The following is a 21,421-nucleotide window of genomic DNA, read 5'->3' as shown; positions in this document are numbered from 1 at the left end:
TCGGTGAGCGGCACGTTAGTACGCCGCGATGTCGGGCCAGCGCAGTTCGACGCCCTGCGCGGCGAGTCGGTCCTGGAAGTCGGCCAGCAGCTCCCGGTCGGCGCCGACGGCGCGCGGCGGGACGCCGCGGTCGAGGCTGAAGGCGGCGAGGGCGCCGGCGGCCTCGCCGATGTTCCACTCGACCGGGTGCAGGCGGTAGCAGCCGTTGGTGATGTGCGTGGTGCCGAGGTTCTTCCCGGCGGGCAGCAGGTTCTCGGTCCGCACCGGCAGGAGTGCGCCGAGCGGGATCTCGAAGGGGCAGGAGGCGACGTCGATGTAGTTGTCGCCGCCTGTGGAGGGGTGGAGGTCGATGCGGTACATGCCGACGCCGACGCTGTCGTGGTAGGACACCGCGCCCTTGTCGCCGCGGACGGCGGCCGACAGGTCCTGTTCGACGATCGTGTACTCGGCCTTGATGCGGCGCGATTCGCGGTGGTAGGGGGCTTGGGCGAGGCCGTCGGCGGAGCCGGTGACGTCGCCCCTCAGGCGCAGTCCGGGCCAGCCGTGGCCGCCGTCGGGGCGGGGCGCCTCGGTCTGGAGCCAGTAGAAGACGCTGCGGGAGAGGTCGCGGGCCCGGTCCAGGTGGGCCGCGGCGTCGGGGTTGTCGATGACCGGGGCCAGGAAGTAGTCGATCATCGGCCAGTTGACGAGGGTGATGTCGCTGGGGTAGGCCCCGGGGGTGAAGGTGCGGCGGGCGGCGATGCGGCGGAAGGTCCACAGGTTCATGTCGCCGCCGCCGCGGCGCTGGTCGCCGACGACCGCGAGGGGGTCGTCGTCGGGGTTGGGCACGAAGGTCCGCTCGGCCGCCTCCAGCGTGCGCGGGTTCGGGGCGCGGAATCCCAGGAGGTTCCCGCCCCAGAAGTCGGTGCGGAACTCGCGCCAGAAGTCGTAGTCGGCGGGTTTGTCGATCGTGTGGTCGCCGTCGACGTGGTCGATCGCGAAGCACACCGAGACCGCCTGCATGTTGTCCGGCTGGGCCTGGTCGGGCGCGCTCGGCTCGCCGGTGTCGCGCTGGGATTCGAAGCCGGTGACGTACTCGGTGCCGGTGAGCGGCAGCAGTTCGCCGGTCTCGGTGGCGTCCAGGACGAACGGCGCGGCGACGGTGAGGCGGTCGCCGGTGTCGCGGTGGGCGAGGGTGACCGCCTCGATCCGGTCGCCGTCCACGTCGGCGGCGACGGGCCGGTAGGGCTGGAGCAGGCGCAGCAGGCCCGACCCGCGGTAGGGGGCGAGCATGGCCTCGATGACGGCGACGGCCACGCGCGGCTCGTGGCACAGGCGGCTGACGTGCCCGCCGCCGGGGTTGAGGTCGGCCTTGGCGCGGGCGGCCTCGGTGAGCGGGTAGTGGCGCCGGTAGTAGTCGCGGATGCCTTCGCGCAGGCTCCGGTAGGAGGCCGTGACGCCGAACTGCTCGACCCAGGAGGACTCGTCGGGCGGGACGGCCTGGCTCGTCAGTTGACCGCCGATCCAGTCGTGCTCCTCGGTGAGGACGACGCTTCGTCCGGCGCGCAGCGCGGCGAGTGCGGCGGCGACGCCGCCGAGGCCGCCGCCCACGACGAGGATGTCGGCTTGGAGGTCGTTCAAGGCTGGTTCCTTCCGGTGGGTGGCGGCGCGAGGGTCGCGCCGTCGTGCAGTTCGCACGGGAGCAGCCGCTGCGTGTCGGTCTCGGCGTTCTCCAACAGGGCGCCGAACACGTCGAGGGCCTGGCGGCCCATCTCGCGGCGGGGGATGGTGAAGCCGGTGACGTCGAGGTCGATCGACACCGGCCGGGTCGGGTCACCGAGGGCGACGAGGGAGAGGTCGGCGGGGAGGTCGAGGCCCCTTTCGCGGGCCCAGGCGGTGACGGCGGGGACGTCGGCGGGCTCTTCGAGGAACAGGGCGCTCACGCCGCCTTCGACGGCGGCGTCGAGGGCGGCGGGGTCGGCCTCGGGCAGGCGCCGGGTGGCGGCGCCGGCGGCCGCGGCGGCGGTGTCGAAGCCGCGCAGGCGGTCTTGGAAGGACTCGGGTCCGGCGCCGAGTCCGATGTAGGCGAGGCTGCGGTGGCCGAGGGCGGCGGCGCGGGTGACGAGGGCGGCGGTCGCGGCGGGGTAGTCGGCGCCGACGTAGGGGACGGGGCCGCCGGCGTCGTCGCGGCGGCCGACGGAGACGAAGGGGATGCCTTCGGCGACGAGGCGGGTGAGGTCGTCGCGGTCGATCTCGCGTCCGAACAGGACGCAGCCGTCGGCGAGGCGGATGCGGCTGCCCTCGGCGAAGATGCGGCGCCTTCCGTCCTCGACGGGGGCGCTGGTGAGCAGGAGCAGGTCGCAGCCGAGGCGTTCGGCCTGCTCTTCGATGCCGACGAGGAACGGGTGGTAGAAGTCGCGGGTGCCGGAGGGGAAGACGGCCTCGTAGGTGAAGACGCCGATGATGCGGTTGTACTGGTCGGCGAGGCGGCGGGCGACGGGGTCGGCGACGTAGCCGGTCTCGCGGATGGCGTCGAGGACCCGCTGGCGGGTGTCGGGGGCGATCCGCACCCCCGCGTCGAGGCGGTTGTTGAGCACCAGGGAGACGGTGGCCTGGCTGACGCCGCTGAGGCGCGCGATGTCTCGCTGCGTCACGCGGCGGCGGGGTCCGGTCACTGGAGGGCCTTTCTCGATGGGCTGATAATGCGTATCAGCACAGGTGCGTGTGATCATGTTGCACGCCCGTTTCCGGGTCGTCAAGATGATAATTCGTATTATCATCTTGACGGCCGGTCGGCCCCCTCCCAGACTCGTCCCCAAAGGCCCGTATCGGCGCTTGTGCGCCGCCGCGCACCGTGGCGCGGCGGCGGCCGCGCGGGCCGGACTGGAGTGAACATGGATTCCGATCGACCGTCCGCCTTCGGCCGGCGCGGGCTGCTGCTGGGGGCCGCCGCGCTGGGCGCGACCGCGGCGCTCGGCGCCGCCCCGGCCGCCGCGGCCATCCCGGGCTTCCCGACCTTCACGCGCCTGGGCGCGGCGATGGACAAGAGCACCCTGAGCTACGCCCCCGCCAGGAGGGAGATCATCTTCCCCTCGATCCGACACGTGGCCGGGAAGGTCCAGAACCCCTTGGGCGCCTGGTACATGTACTACGCGCCGCACGACGACCCGGGCGGGATCTGCCTGGCCTACGCCGACTCGCTCGAAGGGCCGTGGAGGGAGTACTCGGCCAACCCGATCATCACGCGCGACCCCTACTCGGCGCCGCACGTCTCCAGCCCGCACGCGTACTGGAACGAAGCGGACCGGCGGATGTACCTGTACTTCCACGGGGACAACCGGACCACGCGCGTGGCGACCTCGGCCGACGGGCGCAGCTTCGGCTTCGGCGAGCCGATCCTGCACACCTCGATGCTGCCCTCGAACGTCTCGGAGGCCTCGTACGCGCGGGTGTTCCCGCACCCGGTCCAGCCCGGCGTGTACGTCATGCTGTTCATGGGCAACCAGGCCGGGACCAGGAAGATCTTCATCGGCTGGTCGCACTCGCTGGCCTCGGGCTGGCAGTTCAAGCCGCAGCCGCTCATCTCCCCCGCCGCGGGCGAGGGCGGGCAGCTGTCGGGGCCGCACTACTGGTCACGCAACGGCGGCGGCTACGTGGTCTACCACGGCGGCGACGGGAACATCCGGGTCACGCGGGTCGGCACGAGCTTCGACCGCGAGGAGCACCTCGGCGTCCTGTACACCGAGCCGGTCGCCACCCGCGCGGCCGCCCCGAGCTTCGCCGAGGAGGGCGGGCGGCTGTACATGTTCTACGAGGCGGGGCAGCGGGGCAGCACGAACATCGCCATCGCGCGGGCCTGATACGCGAAGCAGGGCGGGCGACCCGAGGTCGCCCGCCCTTTCAGTTCACGTCAGCGGACCCTGACGGCGTCGGGCTGGATCGCGATCGTGAAGGCCCTCGTCTCGCCGAGGTCCTCGCCGTCGATCTCCAGCACGCGCGGCTCGGGCAGCGCGACCGCGAGCCGGCGCGCCCGCGAGTGCGCGGTCGAGTCGGCGCTGCGCGCCTCGTCACCGGAGCGGAAGAGCCGCCGGATGCCGTTGTGCCACACGAAGGAGTGGATCGTCTCCAGCCACTCGCCTGCGCTTTCGGCGCTGAGCACGAGCACGTCGAGCTCGCCGTCGGAGGGGTCGGCGTCGGGCAGGAGCCTGATGCCGCCCTGGAGCGTCCCGCAGTTGCCGACGAGGAAGGTGTGCCCCGAGGTCCGCTCGGTCGCGTCGCCGTCGACGGTGAGGTCGAACTCCACCACGTCGCTCGCGTCGAGCGCGCGCCCGAGCGACTCGACGTAGGCGAGCCAGCCGACCCTGCTCTTGAGGTCCTCGTCGGTCTCGACGATCATGTGGGCGTCGATGCCGAACCCGGCGATGACGGCGAACGCCTGGCGCACACGGCCTTCGGCGAGGTCGGCTTCGACCCAGCCGAGGTCGATCACGCGCGACTCGCCCTCGAAGGCCCGCGCGAGGGCGCCCTCGAGGTCGCCGATCGGCACGTCGAGGTTGCGCGCCAGCAGGTTTCCGGTCCCGAGCGGGACGATCACGAGGTCGGCCTCGGCCCCGTCGTGGGCGAGCCGCTCGGCGACGGCGCGCACGGTCCCGTCACCGCCCGCCGCGACCACCACGTCGGCGCCCGCGGCGAGGGCCTCGCCGGTGGCCCCGCGGCCGGGATCGTCGGGACTGGTCTCGTACCACGAGAGTTCGGCCTCGGTGTCCGGCAGCGCCGCTTCGAGGTCCTCTCGGGACGTCTTCGACGGGTTCCACACGATCGCGATCCGGCCGGCCATCGGGTTCTCCTTCGCACGCGATCCGACGCGCCCCGGACGGGGCCCGCGGTTCCACAGTCGTCGATGCCTCCCACCCTACTCAGGGTCGAGGCGAAGGGAACCCGATCGTGCCCGCCGCGGCACCTCGTCGAGGCGACGCTCCGGCCGTCCGCGAGCGGTGGGGATCGGCGCGCCGCAGGGCGCTGCCGCCGCACCGGCCGGAGCGCGGGGATCAGGCCGCGGGCGTGCGGGCCGCCTGCTGGGCCCGGAGCGCGGCGAACATGGGCTTGCGCGAGGGCGACTCGGCCAGGCCGCTGTGCAGGACCGCGGTGATCGCGGCCGTGGCGGCGGCGTCGTCGGCCGCGGCCACGCCGGCGGCGACCATGTCGAGGATCTCGTCGGCGGCCGCGGTCACCAGGTCGGGATCGGCGGTCTTGGCGGCGCGGGAGAAGCCGAAGGCGAGGTCCTTGTCACCGGTGACGTTCCAGGCGGCGCAGGTGTGCAGGCGGCGGCCGTACCCCATGCCGTCGATCCACGAGTCGACGACGTAGACGAGCGTGCGGGAGTCCTGGTCCCACAGCAGGTCGCCGTCCAGCAGGTCCGACAGTGCGGGCAGGCGCTGCGCCTGCGGGTGCTTGGATTCGACGACCGCGTCGGCGTCGTTCTGCGAAAGATAGCGGTAGTTCATCCTTGAACCGTAACCGGCCGGGGCGGGTTAGCGGCAGTGCCTGGACCATGAGACTGCCGACTTCGGCGACTTTCACCCCCGGCACCCGCCCGGTCACGCCCCGTCGTCACCGTCGGTGACGCCGCCGCGCCGCCCGCTCGGGGCGGCGCGGTGGCCCCGAACGCGTCAGTCCCAGCGGAACGCGGCGACCGCGACCGCGCTGCTCACCGCGATCGCGACGACCATCGCAATGAGGTGCGCCGGATTCAGGTCCGCGCCGATCCACGCCGCCCCGAAGGCCTTGACGGCCGCGCCGAACGGCAGCGCCTCCCCGATCACGGCGATCGGGCCCGGCAGGACCTCGGTGGGACCGAACATCCCGCCAGTCGCGCCGAACGCGAAGAACAGGCTCAGCCCGATCGCGACCGCCGCGTTCCCCGAGGGCGCGACCGCCGCGACGAACATGCCGACCGCGTACATGCTCAGGGCCGCGAGGCCGAACACGGCCAGGGCCGTCCCGAGGTTCGCCGGGAGCCCCACGTCGAAGAACAGCATCGCCGCGCCCACGCCCAGCGCCACGCCGACCATCGACTGGGCCAGGCTCACGACCACCTGCGCGACCAGGATCATGCCCGGGTTCGCCGGGGTGACCGCCAGGCGGCGCAGGACCTTCGACCGGCGGTAGTAGGCCAGGAAGCTCGGCATGTTCACCACGCCGATGACCGCGACGACCATCGTCAGGGCCACCGGCAGCACGTAGCCCTCGAAGACCGAGTAGCCCGCGAGATCGTCGGCGTCGCGGGAGCTGAGCCCGTTCATCACGAGCACCAGCAGCGGCAGTCCGAACGGGATGACCAGGCCGGAGGTGTCGCGCATGACCATCTTGGCCTCGGCGGCGACGAGGGCGGCCCAGGCGCGCGGGCCCGGCCGGCGGGCGGGGATCGTGGCGACGTCGCTCATCGTTCACTCGTTTCGTCGTCGAAGGCGCTGCCGGTCAGCGCGAGGAAGGCGTCCTCAAGAGAGGCCCGTTCGAACCGCGTGTCGAGGACGACCACCTCGGCCCGCACCAGGGCGGCGCTGACGGCGTGGAGGAGGTTCCCGCTGCCGGTGACGACCACCTGGTCGCCGACCGCGCGCACCGACCGGGCCTCCTCGACCGCCTCGAGGACCGCGAGGTCGAAGGCCGCCGCGGCCTTGAGGCGCACGACCTGCTCCAGGCCCGCGCCGGCGACGAGCCCGGCGGGCGAGTCCACGGCCGCGACCCGTCCGGAGTCCAGGAGCGCGACGCGGTCGCAGAGCCGCTCGACCTCCTCCATGTGGTGGCTGACCAGGAGCACCGTGACGCCGCCCTCGCGCAGCCGCTCGACCGCGCCCCACATCTGGCGCCGCGCCTCGGGGTCGAGGCCGGTGGTCAGCTCGTCGAGGATGACCGCCCGCGGGCGGCCCAGCAGGGCGAGCGCGATGTTCAATCGCTGCTGCTGGCCGCCCGAGAGCGCCTCGAAGCGGGTGCGGCGCTGGCCGGTGAGGCCGACGCGCTCGACCAGCTCGTCGGGGTCGGCCCCGTCGCGGTAGAAGGACCGGTGGAGGCGCATGAGTTCGCGCACCGTCAGCGCCGCGTGCAGCGCGGTCTCCTGGAGCTGGACGCCGAGGACCTGGCGGAGGCGGCGCCGGTCGCGCTGCGGGTCGATGCCGAAGACGCGCACGGTGCCGCCGTCGGGGCGGCGCAGTCCGGCGACGGTCTCCACGGTGGTGGTCTTGCCGGCGCCGTTGCGGCCCAGGACGCCGAAGATCTCCCCGGCCTCGACGCTCAGGCTGACGTCCTCGACGGCGACGGTGTCGCCGTAGCGCTTGCGCAGGTTCACTATCTCGATGGCGGGCAATGGGACTCCTTCGGTGGTGGTGCCTTCGACCGTAGGGATCGGGCCGGGCGCGCGCCTGTCCGAGAGGTCACGGATCGCGCCCATGACTTCCGGCACGGGCGCGCGGCGGCGCCGGCGCATAGGCTGGGCGCGATGACACGGCTGAGAGCGCAGATCTGGGGCGGGGTGTTCATGACGGCGGCCTGCCTGGCCGTCGGCGTGCCGGTCGTGGTGGTCCACTTCCAGGGCGGGCGGCCCGCGTCGGTCCCTTCTGGAGTGTGGCTGGCCGTCTTCGCGGCCTTCGCCGCCGCGTTCTGCTGCACGATGTGGCTCATGGAGACGGCGCGGCGACCGATCCTGCTGGGGACGTTCGCGGCCCAGGCCGCGCTCGCGCCGGTGCTCGTGCTGACGGCGCCGGCGAGCGGCTGGACGCCGATCCTGCTGGTGTTCAACGCCGCGATCGGCGCCTACCTGCTGCCACCTCGCGCCATGGCGGGCCTCGTCGCCGCGAACACCGCGGTCGTGGCCGTCGCCACGGCGCTCGTGAGCGCGTCGCCGTTCGAGATCGGCATGGTCGCGGCCCTGTACCTGATGCTCCAGGCCGCGAGCGTCCTGGGCGTGCACGCGCACCTGCGGGAGACCCGGTCGCGCAAGCGGATCGCCGAGGCGCACGCCCGGCTCCGGGCCGCCTCGGCGCTCCTGGCCGAGGCCAGCAGGGTCGAGGAGCGGCTGCGCATCGCCCGGGATCTCCACGACCTCGTCGGCCACCAGTTGACGGTCCTCGCGCTCGAACTGGAGATCGCCTCGCACCGGGTCGACGGCGCGGCGGCCGAGCCGGTCGACCGGGCCAAGGAGGTCGCGCACGGGCTGCTGGCGGACGTGCGCGCGGCGGTCGGCGAGATCCGCGAAGGCGGCCCGCGCCTGCGCGAACTCGTGGAGGACATCGTGGCCGACCTGCCCGAACCGGCCGTCCACCTGCGCATCGACTCCGGCATCGAGGTCGGCGAGGCGCACACGCGGGTCCTCGTGCGCTGCGTGCAGGAGGTCGTCACCAACGCCATCCGCCACGCCGGGGCCGAGAACCTGTGGATCGACATCGGCGCCGAGGGCGACCTGCTCACCTTCGAGGCCCGCGACGACGGCGTCGGCGCCCGCACCGTCGAGGTCGGGCACGGGCTGCGCGGCATGGCCGAGCGCCTCGCGGCCCTCGGCGGGAAGGTCCGCTTCTCGGGGGACGACGGCTTCCGCGTCCGGGCGGAGGTGCCCGCCGCGTGATCCGCGTCTGCCTGGTCGACGACCAGCACCTGGTGCGCCAGGGCATCCGGCGACTCCTCGACCTCAGCGACGAGGTGGAGGTGGTCGCCGAGGCCGACGACGGCATGGCCGCGCTCGCCGCGGTCGGCGAGAGCGACCCCGACGTGGTGCTGCTGGACCTGCGGATGCCCCGCCACGACGGGATCTGGACCCTGGAGGCGCTGCGCGAGGGCGGCTTCGCGGTCCCCGTGCTGGTGCTGACAACGTTCGACGACGACGAACTCGTGCTCAAGGCCCTGCGGGCGGGCGCGCGCGGCTACATGCTCAAGGACGTGACGCTGGAGCAGCTGGTCGAGGCGGTCAAGACCCTCGCGGGCGGCGGCACGCTCCTGCGCCCGGCGATCACCGACCGGCTCCTGCGGTCGCTGCGCGCGGGCGCGGCCGGCGACGGTGACCCGGCCGGGGCGCCGCCCGCGGCGCTGACCGAGCGGGAGCTGGAGGTGCTGCGGCTCCTGGCGACGGGGCTGAGCAACCGGGAGATCGCCGAGTCGCTGTTCCTCGCCGAGGGCACCGTCAAGAACCACGTGTCCAACGTGCTCATGAAGCTCGGGTCGCGGGACCGCACGCGGGCGGTCCTGCGCGCCCTGCACCACGGCATCCTGGACTGAGCCTCAGCTCCGCTCCGCGGCCTCGACGGCCGCGGCGACGCCGTCGAGGACGAGTTCGAGTCCGAAGCGGAAGTCGTTCGCAGCGGTGTTCGGGCCAGTGTCCTCCAGCGTGTCCCCGGCGAACAGGGCGGCCGCGTCCGGGAAGCGCTCGGGGTCGACCAGGGTCGCCATCGCGCGGCCGTAGGCCCGCTCGGCCGCCGCCTGGTCGAGGCCGGTGCCGTCGCGCCCGGCCGCGAGCCCCGCCGCGAGGCGGACGGCGCTGCCGACGTATTCGCCCACGAGCATGACGACGCGGACCTTCGCGCCCCAGTCGAGGCCGGTGGGCCGCAGGGCGCGCAGCCCGGCGTCGAACCAGGCGATCATGTTGGGGCCCTTCGGGGGCCCGGCGACCGGGGCGGTCGCCAGCCACGGGTGGCGCTCGAGCACCGACGCGTGCTCGGTCGCCCACAGCCGCAGCCGCTCGCGCCAGGGCCCGGTGCCGTCCAGGGACGCCGGGACCGGTCCGGCCGCGGCGTCCTGCATGAGGGCCAGCAGTTCGTCCTTGGAGCCGACGTGCCGGTACAGCGACATCTTCGTGACGCCGAGCGCCTCGGCGACCCGCGGCAGCGTCGCGGCCCCCAGTCCTTCGCCGTCGGCGAGGGCCACGGCGGCGTCCACGACGCGGCCGACGTCGAGCTTCGCGGGGCGGCCGAGGCGCGATTCGGCGGCGATCCGCCACAGCCGCGCCAGATCGGGAGGCATCCGCTCCTCGTCCATGCCCGCGTTCACCTCCGTGTCGCCGCTCGTCGTGCGGGGGCCATCATCGCACACCCTATTAGTATCTCTAGTATAGTATCTTCGAGTAATTAAGTCTTCCGTTCACGAACCCCGAAGGAACGACATGACCGCCGAAGCCACACTCCGACTGCCGCGCATCGGACGCGGCCCGGTGCGCCCCGACGAACGGGCGCTCGCCCCCGACCTCGCCCGCGGCGCGATGCTGCTGTTCATCGCGCTCGCCAACAGCGCCGGCTACTTCCTCGCCAGCGCCCCCGGCGTCGAGACCCACCCGCAGGGCCTCGAGCGCTACTACAACTTCTTCATGATCGAGTTCGTGCACGCGCGGGCGTTCCCGCTGTTCGCGATCATGTTCGGCTACGGGCTCGTGCAGCTCGCCCGGCGACAGGACGCCGCGGGCGCCGAGCCGGGGCAGGTGCGGCGGGTCCTGCTGCGCCGCAACGCGTGGCTGTTCGCGTTCGGCCTCGCGCACGGCGTGCTGCTGTACTCAGGGGACTTCCTGGGCGCCTACGGCCTCATCGGGATCGCGTTCACGCTGATCCTGCTGCGCCGCTCGGACCGGTTCCACCGCCTCGCGCCCTGGTACCTCGCCGTCGGCGGGGTCTACCTGGTAGTGCTGGCCGCGCTGACGCTGCCGGGGCTCGGCTCCGGGTCGGGGGCGGCGATCCCGGTGTCGCCGTTTCCGTCGGTCGAGACCGCGACGTACGGCGCCTCGGTGGTCGAGCGGCTCGCCGAGTGGCCGACGCACACCGCGTTCCTGCTGCCGATGATCCTCATGGTGTGGGTCGGCGCCTGGGCCGGGCGTCGGCGTCTGCTGGAGGAGCCGGAGCGGCACCTGCGGCTGCTGCGCTGGGCCGGTTTCGGCGGCCTGGCGGTCGCGGCTGCCGCGGGTCTGCCGATGGCACTGCTCAGCGGCGGGTTCGCGTCCATGGACGAGGCCACGGCGGGCTGGGCGAAGATGCTGTACGAGACGGCGGGCTTCTTCGGCGGCGTCGGGTACGTGGCGCTGTTCGGCCTGCTCGCGCACCGGCTGGTGCGCCGGCGCAGGGGGACGGTGGTGACGGCCGTCAGCGCTCTGGGGCAGCGGTCGCTGAGCGGCTACCTGTTCCAGTCGGTGGCGTGGCTGGTGCTGGCGACGCCGTTCATGCTGGGTCTGGACGAGCGGGTCGGCAGTCCGCTGCTGGTGTCGCAGGTCTGCGCGCTGGGCGTCTGGCTGGTGACCGTGGTCGCCGCCTATGCGGCGCACCGGCGCGGGTACCGCGGCCCGGCCGAGACGCTGCTGCGGCGGCTCACCTACGGCCGCAAGCGTTAGGACACCGCCGCCGCCGGGTGCGACTTCGGTCGCGCCCGGCGGCATTGTCGTGAGCAGTGCTGTCGTGAGTGGCGCTGTCGTGAGCAGAGCTGTCGTGAGCGGTGCCGTCGCGCGGGTCAGTGCGAGGCCCGGGCGCGCAGGCTCGTGGCGAGCGCGGCGACGGCCGCGGGCGGGCGGGCCGAGCGGCGGCGCAGGAGCCACATGGTGACGCGGGTGCCGTCGCCGGTGATCGGCCGGGCGGTGATGAGGCCGCCGCGTTCCAGGGGATCGCCGCGGACGGAGTAGTCGGGCAGGACGGTCGCGCCGAGGCCTTCGGCGACGAGCATCTTACCCATCTCCGCGCCGTCCACGCTGTGCCAGGCGGCAGGCGGGCGGCCTTGGAACAGGCGCATCGCGAAGCGGTGCATGACGTAGCCCGAACGCATCCCGATGAACGCCTCGGTGCGCAGGTCCTCGGCGTCCACTTCGGACTGCGTGGCGAGGCGGTGGGCGCCGGGGACGACGGCGACGGGACGCCCGCGCAGCAGCGGCGCGCCGTCGAGGCGCTGGGGCATCGCGAACTCGTCGAGGACGTTGACCAGTCCGAGGTCGAGCGAGCCGTCGGCGAGGCCGGTCTCGATCTCGTCCTGTTGCAGGGCGCGGACTTCGACGCGGGCGCTGGGCCGTTCGCGCCGGAAGTCGCGGATGGCCGGCAGCAGCAGGCTCGCGGTGCCGGCGTTGACGGTGCCGACGCGGATCGCGCCGACGCCAGCGCCCGGGCCTCCGGCGGCGGACTGGAGCCGGTCGACCGCTTCGAGCACCCCCATCATGTGTTCGAGGAGTTCCTTGCCGCGCAAGGTCATCCGGGCTCCTTCGCGCCGGCGCTCCAGCAGGGTGACGCCGAGTTCGCGTTCGAGTTTGCTGATCGCCTCGCTGAGCGCGGGCTGCGAGACGTGCAGGTGCTCGCTCGCCCGCCGCAGCGACCCGTACTGCGTCACGGCCGCGACGTACCGCAATTGTTCGATGCGCATCCGCTGCCCGCCTTCGAGAGTCCCATCGGATCGGCCGATCGGGTCATCGGTCGAACCGATGGTCGAGTCCTGTTCCCCGGCCACATTTCCTAGTAACTTGATAGGAAAAGCTTACTATGAGAGAGGGCACGAGCACAATGACGGAACAGGCATCGGCGGGCGCGGAGGCGAACCAGGACTGGTCGTCCCGTCCCGACACCCCCGACGGATGGGTCCGGCGGGCCCGCGAGGTGGCCGCCAGGCTCGCCGTCGACGCGGTCGAACGCGACCGCGCCGGCCAGACCCCCTACGAGGAAGTCGGCCTGCTCAAGGAGGCGGGACTCGTCACGCTCCTGGGCCCGGCCGAGCACGGCGGCGGCGGACAGGACTGGACCACCGCCTACCGCGTCATCCGCGCCGTCGCCGCCGGCGACGGCTCCATCGGCCAGCTCCTGGGCTACCACTACCTGTGGGCCTGGGCCGCGAGGCTGGTCGCCACGCCCGAGCAGATCGCCGCCGTCGAGCAGGCCGCCACCGAGAACCAGTGGTTCTTCGGCGGGGCCGTCAACCCCCGCGACGACGACCTCCTCATCCGCGAGGAGGACGGCGAACTCGTCTACTCCGGGTCCAAGACCTTCTCCACCGGCGGCAAGGTCTCCGACGTCACCGTCCTCGAAGGCATCCTGGAGGGCACCGAGGACCACATCTTCGCGATCGTGCCCACCGACCAGGACGGCATCCGCTTCGCCGGCGACTGGGACAACCTCGGCCAGCGCCTCACCGAGAGCGGCTCGGCCGTCATCGACGGCGTGCGCGTCCCGTGGGCCTCGGCGGCCGGGTACGTCGCCACCGAGGAGGGCCACAAGTTCGTCCCGCGCGTCTACAACACGCTGAACGTGCCGCTCATCCAGCTCGTCTTCACCAACTTCTACCTCGGCATCGCCGAGGGCGCTCTGAGCACCGCCGCGGCCTACACGCGGGAGAAGACCCGCGCGTGGCCGTACGCGGGCGACAAGAAGGAGCGCGGGCTCGACGAGTTCTACGTCCAGGAGGCCTACGGGGACCTGCGGTCCAAGCTGTGGGCCGCCGAGGCCCTCGCCGAGCGGGCCGCCTCGCTCATCGAGGCGATCAACGCCCACGCCGACACCGTCACCCCCGAGGAGCGGGGCGAGGCGGCGGTGGTCATCGCCGCGGCCAAGCAGACCGCGATCGACGCGGGGCTGGAGATCGGGACGCGGATCTTCGAGGTGACCGGGGCGCGGGCGAGCGCGAACGCGGTGGGGCTGGACCTGTTCTGGCGCAACATCCGCACGCACTCGCTGCACGACCCGGTCGCGCACAAGCGGGCCGAGGTGGGCCGCTACGCGCTGACCGGTGAGCTGCCCGAGCCCACCTGGTACACGTGACCGTCCCCATTCGAGTGATCCGATCCCCTAGGAGGAGTTCATGAACGCAGCGGCGCACGAACCGCTGAAATTCGCGTACTGGGTGCCCAACGTCAGCGGCGGCCTGGTGGTGAGCAAGATCGAGCAGCGCACCGACTGGAGCTACGAGTACAACCGGACGCTCGCGCGCCTCGCCGAGGACTCGGGCTTCGAGTACGCGCTCTCGCAGGTCCGCTACATCGCCTCGTACGGGGCGGCGTACCAGCACGAGTCCACCAGCTTCAGCCTCGCGCTGCTGCTGGCCACCGAGCGGCTCAAGGTGATCGCCGCGATCCACCCCGGACTGTGGCACCCCGGGGTGCTCGCCAAGTGGGTCGCCACCGCCGACCAGCTCTCGGGCGGTCGGGCGGCGATCAACGTGGTCTCGGGGTGGTTCAAGGACGAGTTCACCAAGCTCGGCGAGCCGTGGCTCGAACACGGCGACCGCTACCGGCGCAGCGAGGAGTTCATCCGCTACGTCAAGGAGATCTGGACCTCCGAGCACGCCGAGTTCAACGGCGACTTCTACCGGCTCCACGACTTCGACCTCAAGCCCAAGCCCGTCCAGGGCGAGGGCAGGCCCCATCCGGAGGTGTTCCAGGGCGGCAACTCGATCGACGCGCGCGGCATGGCCGGGCGGGTCTCGGACTGGTACTTCGCCAACGGCAACTCCCCCGAGGGCGTCGAGGCGCAGATCAAGGACGTCAGGGAGGTCGCGCAGGTCCACGGGCGCACGGTCCGGTTCGGCGTCAACGGGTTCCTCATCGCCCGCGACACCGAGGCCGAGGCGCGCGAGGTGCTGCGCGAGATCGTCGACAAGGCCGACCGGGAGGCCGTGGAGGGCTTCGGGAACGCCGTCAAGCAGGCCGGTCAGTCCACAGGGGACAAGACGGGCATGTGGCAGGACTCCGAGTTCGCCGACCTCGTGCAGTACAACGACGGCTTCCGGACCGGACTGATCGGCACGTCCGAGCAGATCGCCCACCGCATCATCGATTACAAGCGGCGCGGCGTGAACCTGCTCCTGCTCGGGTTCCTCCACTACCTGGAGGACGTCGAGCACTTCGGGAAGCACGTGCTCCCGATCGTGCGCGAACTCGAAGCGGCCGAACTGGAGCGAGTGGCATGAGCGACCCCGCCTGTACCGGGGTCCCGGTGCTCGACGCCGCGGCGGCGCTCGCCGCGGCGTCGGGCATCGGCGCCGAGTTCGCTGCGGGCGCCGCCGAGCGGGACGCCCGCAGGACCCTCCCCTACGCCGAGCTCGACCGCCTCTCCGCCTCCGGACTCCTCGCGATCACCGTCCCCGCCGAGCACGGCGGCGCCGACCTCAAGGCCGCCGCCGTCGCCGAGGTCTTCCGCCGGCTGGCCCAAGGCGACCCGAACCTCGCCCAGATCCCCCACAGCCACTTCGTGTACGTGGGCCACCTGCGCCGCCGGGCCGCGCCCGAGCAGCAGGAGAAGCTGTTCGCCGAAGTGCTGCGCGGCAAGCGCTTCGGCAACGCGCAGACCGAGTTCGGCACCAAGCACGTGCGCGACCACCGCACCACGCTGACCCCCGACGGGCTCACGAGCGAGGGCGTGCGGCGCTGGCGCCTCAACGGCACGAAGTTCTACTGCACCGGAGCGCTGTTCGCCCATTGGATCCCGGTGCTGACCCACCTGGGCGTCGACGGGCCGATGCACGTGGCGTGGGTGCGCCGCGACGCGCAGGGCGTCGAGGTGGTCGACGACTGGGACGGCATCGGCCAGCGCACCACCGCCAGCGGCACGGTGCGGCTCCAGAACGTCGCCGTCACCGACGAGTGGGTGACCTCCTACGCGCCGACGTTCGAGGAGCCGCAGACGTTCGGGGCGTTCGCGCAGTTGCTGCACGCGGCGATCGACGCCGGGATCGCCAGGGCCGCTTTGGAAGAGGGCGCGGAGTTCGTGCGGACCAAGAGCCGGCCGTACCCGGACGCGGGCGTGGAGCGGGCCGGGGACGACCCGCTCGTGGTGCACGCCTTCGGGGAGATGGACCTGGCGCTGCGCGGGACCGAGGCGCTGCTGGCTCGGGCGGCGTCGGCGGTGGACGCGGCGAACGAGGCGCTCGACGAGGACAGCGCCGCGGCGGCGAGCCTCGCGGTGGCCGCCGCCCGGGCCTCCAGCGCCCAGGTGTCGGTGCGGATCGCCAGCCGCGTCTTCGAGGTCGCCGGGACGCGCAGCTCCCTCGCGGGCGTGGGGCTGGACCGGCACTGGCGCAACGCGCGCGTCCACACCCTGCACGATCCGGCCGCGTGGAAGGTCCAGCACCTGGGCCGGTGGGCCCTGGACGGGACGCCGCCGCCGCGGCACGGACAACTGTGAGAGAGGACGACGGCATGAGCGCATTGCAGTTCCATTGGTTCCTGCCCACGAACGGCGGCGACGGCCGGCAGGTGGTCGACGGCGGGCACGGGGTCGACGCCGGGTCCTCGGCGCGTCCGGCGTCGGTGTCGTACCTGGGGCAGGTCGCCCGGGCCGCGGAGGACAACGGGTTCGCCGCGGCGCTGACGCCGACGGGCGCGTGGTGCGAGGACGCGTGGGTGGCGACGGCGATGCTCAGCCAGGTCTCGGCGCGCCTGAAGTTCTTGGTGGCGTTCCGCCCCGGCGCGGTGGCGCCGTACCTGGCCGCGCAGATGGCCGGGACGTTCCAGCACCTCTCGGGCGGGCGGCTGCTGCTCAACGTGGTCACCGGCGGCGAATCCCACGAGCAGCGCATGTACGGCGACTTCGAGGACAAGGACGCCCGCTACGAGCGGTGCGGGGAGTTCCTCCACATCGTGCGGCGGCTGTGGGCGGGCGAGACGGTGGACTTCTCCGGGAAGCACTTGCGGGTGGAGGGCGCGCGGCTCGCGCAGCTGCCGGACCCGGTGCCCGAGGTCTACTTCGGCGGGTCGTCCCCGGCCGCCGGGGCCGTGGCCGCCGAGCACGCCGACGTGTACCTGACCTGGGGCGAGCCGCCCGAGGCGGTCGCGGCGAAGATCGCGTGGATCAAGGAGCTGGCCGCCGCGCGGGGGCGCGAGCGCCCGATCCGGTTCGGACTGCGGGTGCACGTGATCAACCGCGACACGTCGGCCGAGGCCTGGGCCGAGGCGGACCGGCTGCTGGCGGGGATCGACGAGTCGGCGATCACGCGCGTCCAGGAGGGCTTGCGGCGCAGCGAGTCCGAGGGGCAGCGGCGGATGCTCGCCCTCAACGGCGGCACCAAGCACGGCCTGGAGATCCACCCGAACCTGTGGGCCGGGATCGGCCTCGTCCGCGGCGGAGCGGGCACGGCCCTGGTCGGCGCTCACGCAGAGGTGGCCGACCTCATCGAGCAGTACCACCGGGTGGGGATCGAGGAGTTCGTGCTCTCGGCCTACCCGCATCTGGAAGGCACGTACTGGTTCGGCGAGGGCGTCCTGCCCGAGCTGGCCAGGCGCGGACTGTGGGAGCACCCCGCCCCGCCGCGCGCCCGTCCGGCGGCGATCCCCTTCGCCGGCTGACCGACAACCACAGGAGGCCTCTCGTGACCATCCCCCCGCTGACCACCAATCAAGACCTCGACCCCCGGCTGCTGCGCGCGGCCTTCGGGGTCTTCCCCACCGGCGTCGTGGCCGTGGCCGCCCGCGTGGACGGGCGGATCTGGGGCCTGGCCGCCAGCTCGTTCACCTCGGTGAGCCTGGACCCGCCGCTGGTGTCGTTCTCGATCGCCGCGACCTCGAAGACCTGGCCGGACCTGCGCCGCGCCTCCCGGCTGGGGCTGAGCGTGCTCGCCGACCACCACGGGGCGGTGTGCCGCCAGCTCGCGGGCGACCCCGAGAAGCGGTTCGACGGGCTCGCGCTGACGGCCACCGCCGAAGGGGCGGTGACGCTCGACGACGGGCTCGCGCGGTTCGACTGCTCGATCCACCGCGAGGTGGAGGCGGGCGACCACGTGATCGTCCTGCTGCGCCTCCACGCGGTGGACCATCCCTCGGACGACCCCGACACCTCGGGCCCGCTGGTGTTCCACCGCAGCGGTTTCAGCCGGCTCGCCGAGCCCTCGTGACCGCGAATGTGAGATACAAGAGCATTCCTATCGTTTTAGTTGACTTCCTTTTCCGATGGCGATACGGTTCGGGGCGTGCCCGCGGGCACATCCCCCCAATTCATCGCGAAAGGCACTGTCATGCCCGAGACCAAGGCGCCTCACCGCGGCGCCCTGAGGAAGTCCTTCGCCGCCGCTCTGGCCGCCCTCACCCTGGCGGCCGGAGCGTGCAGCGACGGCGGCGAGGACGGTTCGGCGACCGGCGTCGGCTTCGAGGACTGCCAGACCGAGCCCACCACGTGCAACTCCGGCCCCCGCCAGGAGGGCGGCGACCTGGTGTGGGCCGTCGACGGCAAGTGGGAGGCCTGGGGCCAGGCCGACATCTACGGCTCCAGCCTCGCCTCCTCGATCGTGAACCAGCCCCTGCGGCCCTCGGTGTTCACCTTCGACCAGGAGGGCCAGATCCACTACAACGACGGGATCTACGCCGAGGGACCCGAACTGCTCGCCGAGGCGCCCCTGACGGTGGCCTACCACCTCAAGGAGGACGCGACCTGGGGCGAGGGCACCCCGATCGGCATCGACGACTTCATCTGGCACTGGAAGGCCACCTCCACCGACGAGGCCCAGTGCGCCGAGTGCGCCCCCGCCTCCAGCTACGGCTCCAACGTCGCGAGCATCGAAGAGGGCGAAGGGAACACGGTCGTCGTCACCTACAAGGACGGCTACCTCGACGCCGAGTGGTACGCCGCCGGCGTCATCACCCACCCCGCCCACATCGCCGAGGCCCGCGGCTACCCGGACTGGCGCACCGACCCCGTCGAGATGGCCGCCTCCGTGCGGGACTTCTCGGAGAACCCGCCGCTGGACTACAGCGCCGGACCGTTCCGGATGGTCGAGGGCGTGCTGGGCGACTACGCCAAGTACGTGCCCAACACCGAGTGGACCGGCTCCCTCCAGTCCACGCTGGACTCGTTGACGCTCAAGTACATCGAGGGCGCCGACGCCATGGCGACCGAACTGCGCCAGGGCACCATCCACGGCGCCGCGCCCTCCAGCTTCGACCCCGAGATCCTCGACCGGCTTGCGGGCGAGGAGAACATCAAGTTCAGCGTCGCGCCCCAGTCGGGCTGGTCCCACATCGACGCGAACCTCGACAACCCGTTCCTGTCGGACAAGACGCTTCGCCAGGCGATCTTCACCGCGCTGGACGCCGACGAGATCAACGCCCGCGCCTACGGGACGGCCTACTCGGACGTCGACACCATGCAGAACGTGCTGTTCCGGCCCGGGTCGGAGTACTTCACCGACCAGATCGGCGACTCCGGGCTCGGATCGGGCGACATCGAGGCGGCGCGGGCCCTGCTCGAAGAGGCCGGGTACACCTGGGAGGGCGAGGCGCTGCTGACCCCCGAGGGCGAGCCGGTCAGCCTGCGGTACCGCACCGGCATCGAGGGCAACGCGTTCACCCCGATCATCCAGGACCTGGTCATCACCCACCTGGGCGAGATCGGCGTCGACATCAACGCCGACCCGATCCCCGCGGGGCAGCTCAGCTCGGTGCTGGACGCGAAGGACTGGGACCTCATCCAGTTCTCGTGGATCGAGACGCCGCTGTTCGCCTCCTCGGCCGCCGACTACTGGGGCGAGGGCAACCACACCGGGTTCCAGAACGACGAGGTCGACGACATCGTGGAGCAGCTGGCGACGACCTTCGACCGGGACGAGGCGGCCGAGTTGAACAACCGGGCCGCGCAGATCTCGCTGGACGAGGCCGTGCAGCTGCCGCTGGCGTGGACGCCGGCGCTGGTGATGGTCGACAAGAACGTGGTGAACGTCCGCGACAACTGGGCGACGACCATGCGCGTGTTCTACAACGTGGGCGATTGGGGGTTCCTCGACGAAGGAGAGGAACAGTAAGGCACAGCTTGGACGAGAACGCCGAGTAGCACGACCGGCGCTGACCGACATCTCGGCACCCTGACGCGAGCGGCGTCCAGAACCCGGCGATCCCGGGGGAAGGACGCCGCTCGACTGTCGGCACGCGTTCGTGACGGCGGCGCGGGATCGGCCGACGTCCCCCGCGCTCCGTCCGAACTGACCGGTCGTCCGGCCGTCGCTCGCTTAGGCTCGGGGAGTGAGCGGAGCGGGTGGCGTGGACGAGGTGAAGTCCGAGAGCGTCTTGACGGTGCTCATCGCGGGCCTGATGAATCTCGCCATCGCGATCGCCAAACTCGTCGCGGGCGTCCTGTCGGGATCGGCGGCCATGGTCTCGGAGGCCGCCCACTCGGCGGCCGACACCGTCACCGAGTTCATGCTGTACGTGGCCCTGCGCAACAGCGTGAAACCCGCCGACGAGGCGCATCCGTTCGGGTACGGGTCCACCGCGTACATGTGGGCGGCGCTGGCGGCGGCGTTCACGTTCGTCGCGGGCGGCCTGTTCTCCATCACCCATGGCGTGCACTCGATGCAGGACGGCGGCGAGGCCGACTACCTGCTCTCCTATGTGGTCCTGGCGATCGCGTTCGTGCTGGAGGGCGTCTCGTTCGTGCGGACGATCGTGCAGTTGCGGAGCGAGTCCAGGCGTTGGAAGGTCCGGCCGCGGCTGTTCCTGCGGCACACGCCCGACACCACCTTGAAGGCGGTGTTCCTGGAGGACTTCGCCGCGCTCATCGGTCTCGTCCTGGCGGCGCTGGGGCTGATGCTCACCGAGATCACCGGGAACCCGGTCTTCGACGGCGGCGCTTCGGTGCTCATCGGCGTGCTGCTCCTCATCGTGGCGGTCCTGCTGGGCCACGCGAACCTCTCGCTGCTGATCGGTCGCAGCCTGCCGCGGCGGTTCCGCGAGGCCGTGCGGGCCGAGCTGGAGGCCGCCGAGGACATCGTGGCGGTCCAGGAACTGCTGACCCTCCAGCTCGGACCGACCTCGGTGCTGGTGGCGGCCCGGATCGACTACCGTGACAGCGCCAGCGGCGAGGCGATCGAGCACACCAGTCAGGCCGTCGAGGCCAGGCTGCGGGCCCGGTTCCCGATGATCCGGTACGTGTTCCTGAGCCCATGGGGAGCGGCGACCCTCACCGAAGAAGACCGCAAGCCCCGATGACCTCCTGTGGTCGCGCACGGCCGGGTGGACAGGCGTGAGGGCCGCCGGGTGCCCCGGCGGCCCTCGCGGATTGCTAACCCTGGAGTTCGGCCAGGGCCTTCTGCCAGGCGGCCTGGTCGCGGGCCTCGCCGGGGAGGTTCATCTCGGCGAAGCGGACCACGCCCTGCTTGTCGATGACGAAGGTGCCGCGGTTCGCCATGCCCTTCTCGTCGTTGAACACGCCGTAGGCCTGGGCGACCGCCCCGTGCGGCCAGAAGTCGCTGAGCAGCGGGAACTCGAAGCCCTCGCGCTGCGCCCAGACCTTGTGGGCGAATGGGGAGTCGACGGAGACGCTGAGGACCTGCACGTCGTCGGTCTGGTAGGAGTCGAGGTTGTCGCGGATGCCGCACAGCTCGCCCTCGCAGGTGCCGGTGAACGCGAACGGGTAGAAGACCAGCAGCACGTGCTTCTCGCCGCGGAAGTCCGCGAGGGCCACTTCCTGGTTGTTCTGGTCCTTCAGGGTGAAGCCGGGGGCCTGGGTTCCGGTCTCGATCGGCATGGGCGCTC

The 21,421-nt window shown here is 72.2% G+C and carries 20 protein-coding genes; 11 read left to right on the top strand and 9 right to left on the bottom strand.

Annotated elements, in window-relative coordinates; all coding sequences use genetic code 11:
* Positions 1-15 precede the first annotated feature (15 nt).
* Both IF12_RS0113700 and IF12_RS0113695 read right to left on the bottom strand, forming a co-directional pair.
* Complete coding sequence (locus IF12_RS0113700) at positions 16-1,620, bottom strand: FAD-dependent oxidoreductase (protein WP_030159161.1); 1,605 nt, start codon at positions 1,618-1,620, stop codon at positions 16-18.
* On the bottom strand, positions 1,617-2,654 hold the full coding sequence (locus IF12_RS0113695) for a LacI family DNA-binding transcriptional regulator (RefSeq protein WP_030159159.1): 1,038 nt from the start codon (positions 2,652-2,654) through the stop codon (positions 1,617-1,619). The genes IF12_RS0113700 and IF12_RS0113695 overlap by 4 nt, the downstream gene beginning before the upstream one ends.
* 219 nt (positions 2,655-2,873) lie before the next feature.
* Between IF12_RS0113695 and IF12_RS0113690 the strand changes: the two genes are divergently transcribed.
* The gene (locus IF12_RS0113690; protein ID WP_030159157.1) at positions 2,874-3,839 is read left to right on the top strand and encodes a hypothetical protein; all 966 of its coding nucleotides are present in this window, start codon (positions 2,874-2,876) and stop codon (positions 3,837-3,839) included.
* 50 nt (positions 3,840-3,889) lie between these two features.
* Here the strand turns inward: IF12_RS0113690 and IF12_RS0113685 are convergent, their stop codons facing one another.
* The 4 genes from IF12_RS0113685 to IF12_RS0113670 all read right to left on the bottom strand — a co-directional run bounded on the left by IF12_RS0113685 (position 3,890) and on the right by IF12_RS0113670 (position 7,342).
* Positions 3,890-4,816, bottom strand: a complete 927-nt coding sequence (locus IF12_RS0113685; protein WP_030159155.1) for a diacylglycerol kinase family protein — start codon at positions 4,814-4,816, stop codon at positions 3,890-3,892.
* Between the two features lie 211 nt (positions 4,817-5,027).
* Positions 5,028-5,483 (bottom strand): hypothetical protein, encoded by a 456-nt coding sequence (locus tag IF12_RS0113680; RefSeq protein WP_030159153.1) that lies wholly within the window; start codon positions 5,481-5,483, stop codon positions 5,028-5,030.
* A 165-nt stretch (positions 5,484-5,648) separates the two neighbouring features.
* The gene (locus IF12_RS0113675) at positions 5,649-6,422 is read right to left on the bottom strand and encodes an ABC transporter permease (protein WP_030159151.1); all 774 of its coding nucleotides are present in this window, start codon (positions 6,420-6,422) and stop codon (positions 5,649-5,651) included.
* Positions 6,419-7,342 (bottom strand): ABC transporter ATP-binding protein, encoded by a 924-nt coding sequence (locus IF12_RS0113670; RefSeq protein ID WP_030159148.1) that lies wholly within the window; start codon positions 7,340-7,342, stop codon positions 6,419-6,421. The genes IF12_RS0113675 and IF12_RS0113670 overlap by 4 nt, the downstream gene beginning before the upstream one ends.
* A gap of 132 nt (positions 7,343-7,474) precedes the next feature.
* On the opposite strand from IF12_RS0113670, the gene IF12_RS0113665 reads away from it, so the two are divergent.
* Both IF12_RS0113665 and IF12_RS0113660 read left to right on the top strand, forming a co-directional pair.
* Entirely contained in the window at positions 7,475-8,596 is a 1,122-nt protein-coding gene (locus IF12_RS0113665) for a sensor histidine kinase (RefSeq protein WP_030159146.1), read from the top strand.
* Positions 8,593-9,243 carry a response regulator transcription factor gene (locus IF12_RS0113660; RefSeq protein ID WP_030159143.1) on the top strand — a complete coding sequence of 217 codons (651 nt, stop codon included), beginning with the start codon at positions 8,593-8,595 and terminating at the stop codon, positions 9,241-9,243. Before IF12_RS0113665 ends, IF12_RS0113660 begins: the two co-directional genes overlap by 4 nt.
* A 3-nt stretch (positions 9,244-9,246) precedes the next feature.
* Here the strand turns inward: IF12_RS0113660 and IF12_RS0113655 are convergent, their stop codons facing one another.
* Positions 9,247-9,984, bottom strand: coding sequence for a TetR/AcrR family transcriptional regulator C-terminal domain-containing protein (locus IF12_RS0113655; protein WP_030159140.1), 738 nt, complete (start codon positions 9,982-9,984; stop codon positions 9,247-9,249).
* A 139-nt stretch (positions 9,985-10,123) separates the two neighbouring features.
* Between IF12_RS0113655 and IF12_RS0113650 the strand changes: the two genes are divergently transcribed.
* Entirely contained in the window at positions 10,124-11,332 is a 1,209-nt protein-coding gene (locus IF12_RS0113650; protein ID WP_051704375.1) for a DUF418 domain-containing protein, read from the top strand.
* Positions 11,333-11,448: 116 nt separating this feature from the next.
* Here IF12_RS0113650 and IF12_RS0113645 read toward each other — a convergent pair whose 3' ends face one another.
* Positions 11,449-12,426, bottom strand: coding sequence for a LysR family transcriptional regulator (locus tag IF12_RS0113645; protein WP_197034713.1), 978 nt, complete (start codon positions 12,424-12,426; stop codon positions 11,449-11,451).
* Positions 12,427-12,479: 53 nt separating this feature from the next.
* On the opposite strand from IF12_RS0113645, the gene IF12_RS0113640 reads away from it, so the two are divergent.
* From IF12_RS0113640 to IF12_RS0113610, 7 genes are all read left to right on the top strand, one after another.
* On the top strand, positions 12,480-13,727 hold the full coding sequence (locus IF12_RS0113640; protein ID WP_030159135.1) for an acyl-CoA dehydrogenase family protein: 1,248 nt from the start codon (positions 12,480-12,482) through the stop codon (positions 13,725-13,727).
* Positions 13,728-13,767: 40 nt separating this feature from the next.
* On the top strand, positions 13,768-14,874 hold the full coding sequence (gene sfnG / locus IF12_RS0113635) for a dimethylsulfone monooxygenase SfnG (RefSeq protein WP_030159132.1): 1,107 nt from the start codon (positions 13,768-13,770) through the stop codon (positions 14,872-14,874).
* Complete coding sequence (locus tag IF12_RS0113630; RefSeq protein WP_030159130.1) at positions 14,871-16,088, top strand: SfnB family sulfur acquisition oxidoreductase; 1,218 nt, start codon at positions 14,871-14,873, stop codon at positions 16,086-16,088. The genes sfnG and IF12_RS0113630 overlap by 4 nt, the downstream gene beginning before the upstream one ends.
* A 14-nt stretch (positions 16,089-16,102) precedes the next feature.
* Positions 16,103-17,248: an LLM class flavin-dependent oxidoreductase gene (locus IF12_RS0113625; RefSeq protein WP_030159128.1), complete on the top strand. Its 1,146-nt coding sequence runs from the start codon at positions 16,103-16,105 to the stop codon at positions 17,246-17,248.
* Positions 17,249-17,271: 23 nt separating this feature from the next.
* Positions 17,272-17,793, top strand: coding sequence for a flavin reductase family protein (locus IF12_RS0113620; protein ID WP_030159126.1), 522 nt, complete (start codon positions 17,272-17,274; stop codon positions 17,791-17,793).
* A 120-nt stretch (positions 17,794-17,913) separates the two neighbouring features.
* Positions 17,914-19,692: an ABC transporter substrate-binding protein gene (locus tag IF12_RS0113615; RefSeq protein ID WP_030159124.1), complete on the top strand. Its 1,779-nt coding sequence runs from the start codon at positions 17,914-17,916 to the stop codon at positions 19,690-19,692.
* Between the two features lie 217 nt (positions 19,693-19,909).
* Positions 19,910-20,875 (top strand): cation diffusion facilitator family transporter, encoded by a 966-nt coding sequence (locus tag IF12_RS0113610; RefSeq protein WP_030159122.1) that lies wholly within the window; start codon positions 19,910-19,912, stop codon positions 20,873-20,875.
* Positions 20,876-20,948: 73 nt separating this feature from the next.
* On the opposite strand, the gene IF12_RS0113605 is transcribed toward IF12_RS0113610, so the two are convergent.
* Positions 20,949-21,413 (bottom strand): peroxiredoxin, encoded by a 465-nt coding sequence (locus IF12_RS0113605; RefSeq protein WP_030159120.1) that lies wholly within the window; start codon positions 21,411-21,413, stop codon positions 20,949-20,951.
* Positions 21,414-21,421: the final 8 nt, after the last annotated feature.

Origin of the sequence: Glycomyces sp. NRRL B-16210 (assembly GCF_000719515.1) — a bacterium.
Lineage (GTDB): Bacteria > Actinomycetota > Actinomycetes > Mycobacteriales > Micromonosporaceae > Glycomyces.
The sequence above is the reverse complement of the archived record's forward strand: the minus strand, read 5'-3'. Positions and strand labels throughout refer to the sequence as shown.

What these genes read in the sequence shown, in the direction of transcription:
- IF12_RS0113690 (WP_030159157.1), top strand. Translation starts at nt 2,874, where the DNA reads ATGGATTCCGATCGACCGTCCGCCTTCGGCCGGCGCGGGCTGCTGCTG.
- IF12_RS0113685 (WP_030159155.1), bottom strand. Translation starts at nt 4,816, where the DNA reads ATGGCCGGCCGGATCGCGATCGTGTGGAACCCGTCGAAGACGTCCCGA.
- IF12_RS0113680 (WP_030159153.1), bottom strand. Translation starts at nt 5,483, where the DNA reads ATGAACTACCGCTATCTTTCGCAGAACGACGCCGACGCGGTCGTCGAA.
- IF12_RS0113675 (WP_030159151.1), bottom strand. Translation starts at nt 6,422, where the DNA reads ATGAGCGACGTCGCCACGATCCCCGCCCGCCGGCCGGGCCCGCGCGCC.
- IF12_RS0113665 (WP_030159146.1), top strand. Translation starts at nt 7,475, where the DNA reads ATGACACGGCTGAGAGCGCAGATCTGGGGCGGGGTGTTCATGACGGCG.
- IF12_RS0113655 (WP_030159140.1), bottom strand. Translation starts at nt 9,984, where the DNA reads ATGCCTCCCGATCTGGCGCGGCTGTGGCGGATCGCCGCCGAATCGCGC.
- IF12_RS0113650 (WP_051704375.1), top strand. Translation starts at nt 10,124, where the DNA reads ATGACCGCCGAAGCCACACTCCGACTGCCGCGCATCGGACGCGGCCCG.
- IF12_RS0113640 (WP_030159135.1), top strand. Translation starts at nt 12,480, where the DNA reads ATGACGGAACAGGCATCGGCGGGCGCGGAGGCGAACCAGGACTGGTCG.
- sfnG (WP_030159132.1), top strand. Translation starts at nt 13,768, where the DNA reads ATGAACGCAGCGGCGCACGAACCGCTGAAATTCGCGTACTGGGTGCCC.
- IF12_RS0113630 (WP_030159130.1), top strand. Translation starts at nt 14,871, where the DNA reads ATGAGCGACCCCGCCTGTACCGGGGTCCCGGTGCTCGACGCCGCGGCG.
- IF12_RS0113625 (WP_030159128.1), top strand. Translation starts at nt 16,103, where the DNA reads ATGAGCGCATTGCAGTTCCATTGGTTCCTGCCCACGAACGGCGGCGAC.
- IF12_RS0113615 (WP_030159124.1), top strand. Translation starts at nt 17,914, where the DNA reads ATGCCCGAGACCAAGGCGCCTCACCGCGGCGCCCTGAGGAAGTCCTTC.
- IF12_RS0113605 (WP_030159120.1), bottom strand. Translation starts at nt 21,413, where the DNA reads ATGCCGATCGAGACCGGAACCCAGGCCCCCGGCTTCACCCTGAAGGAC.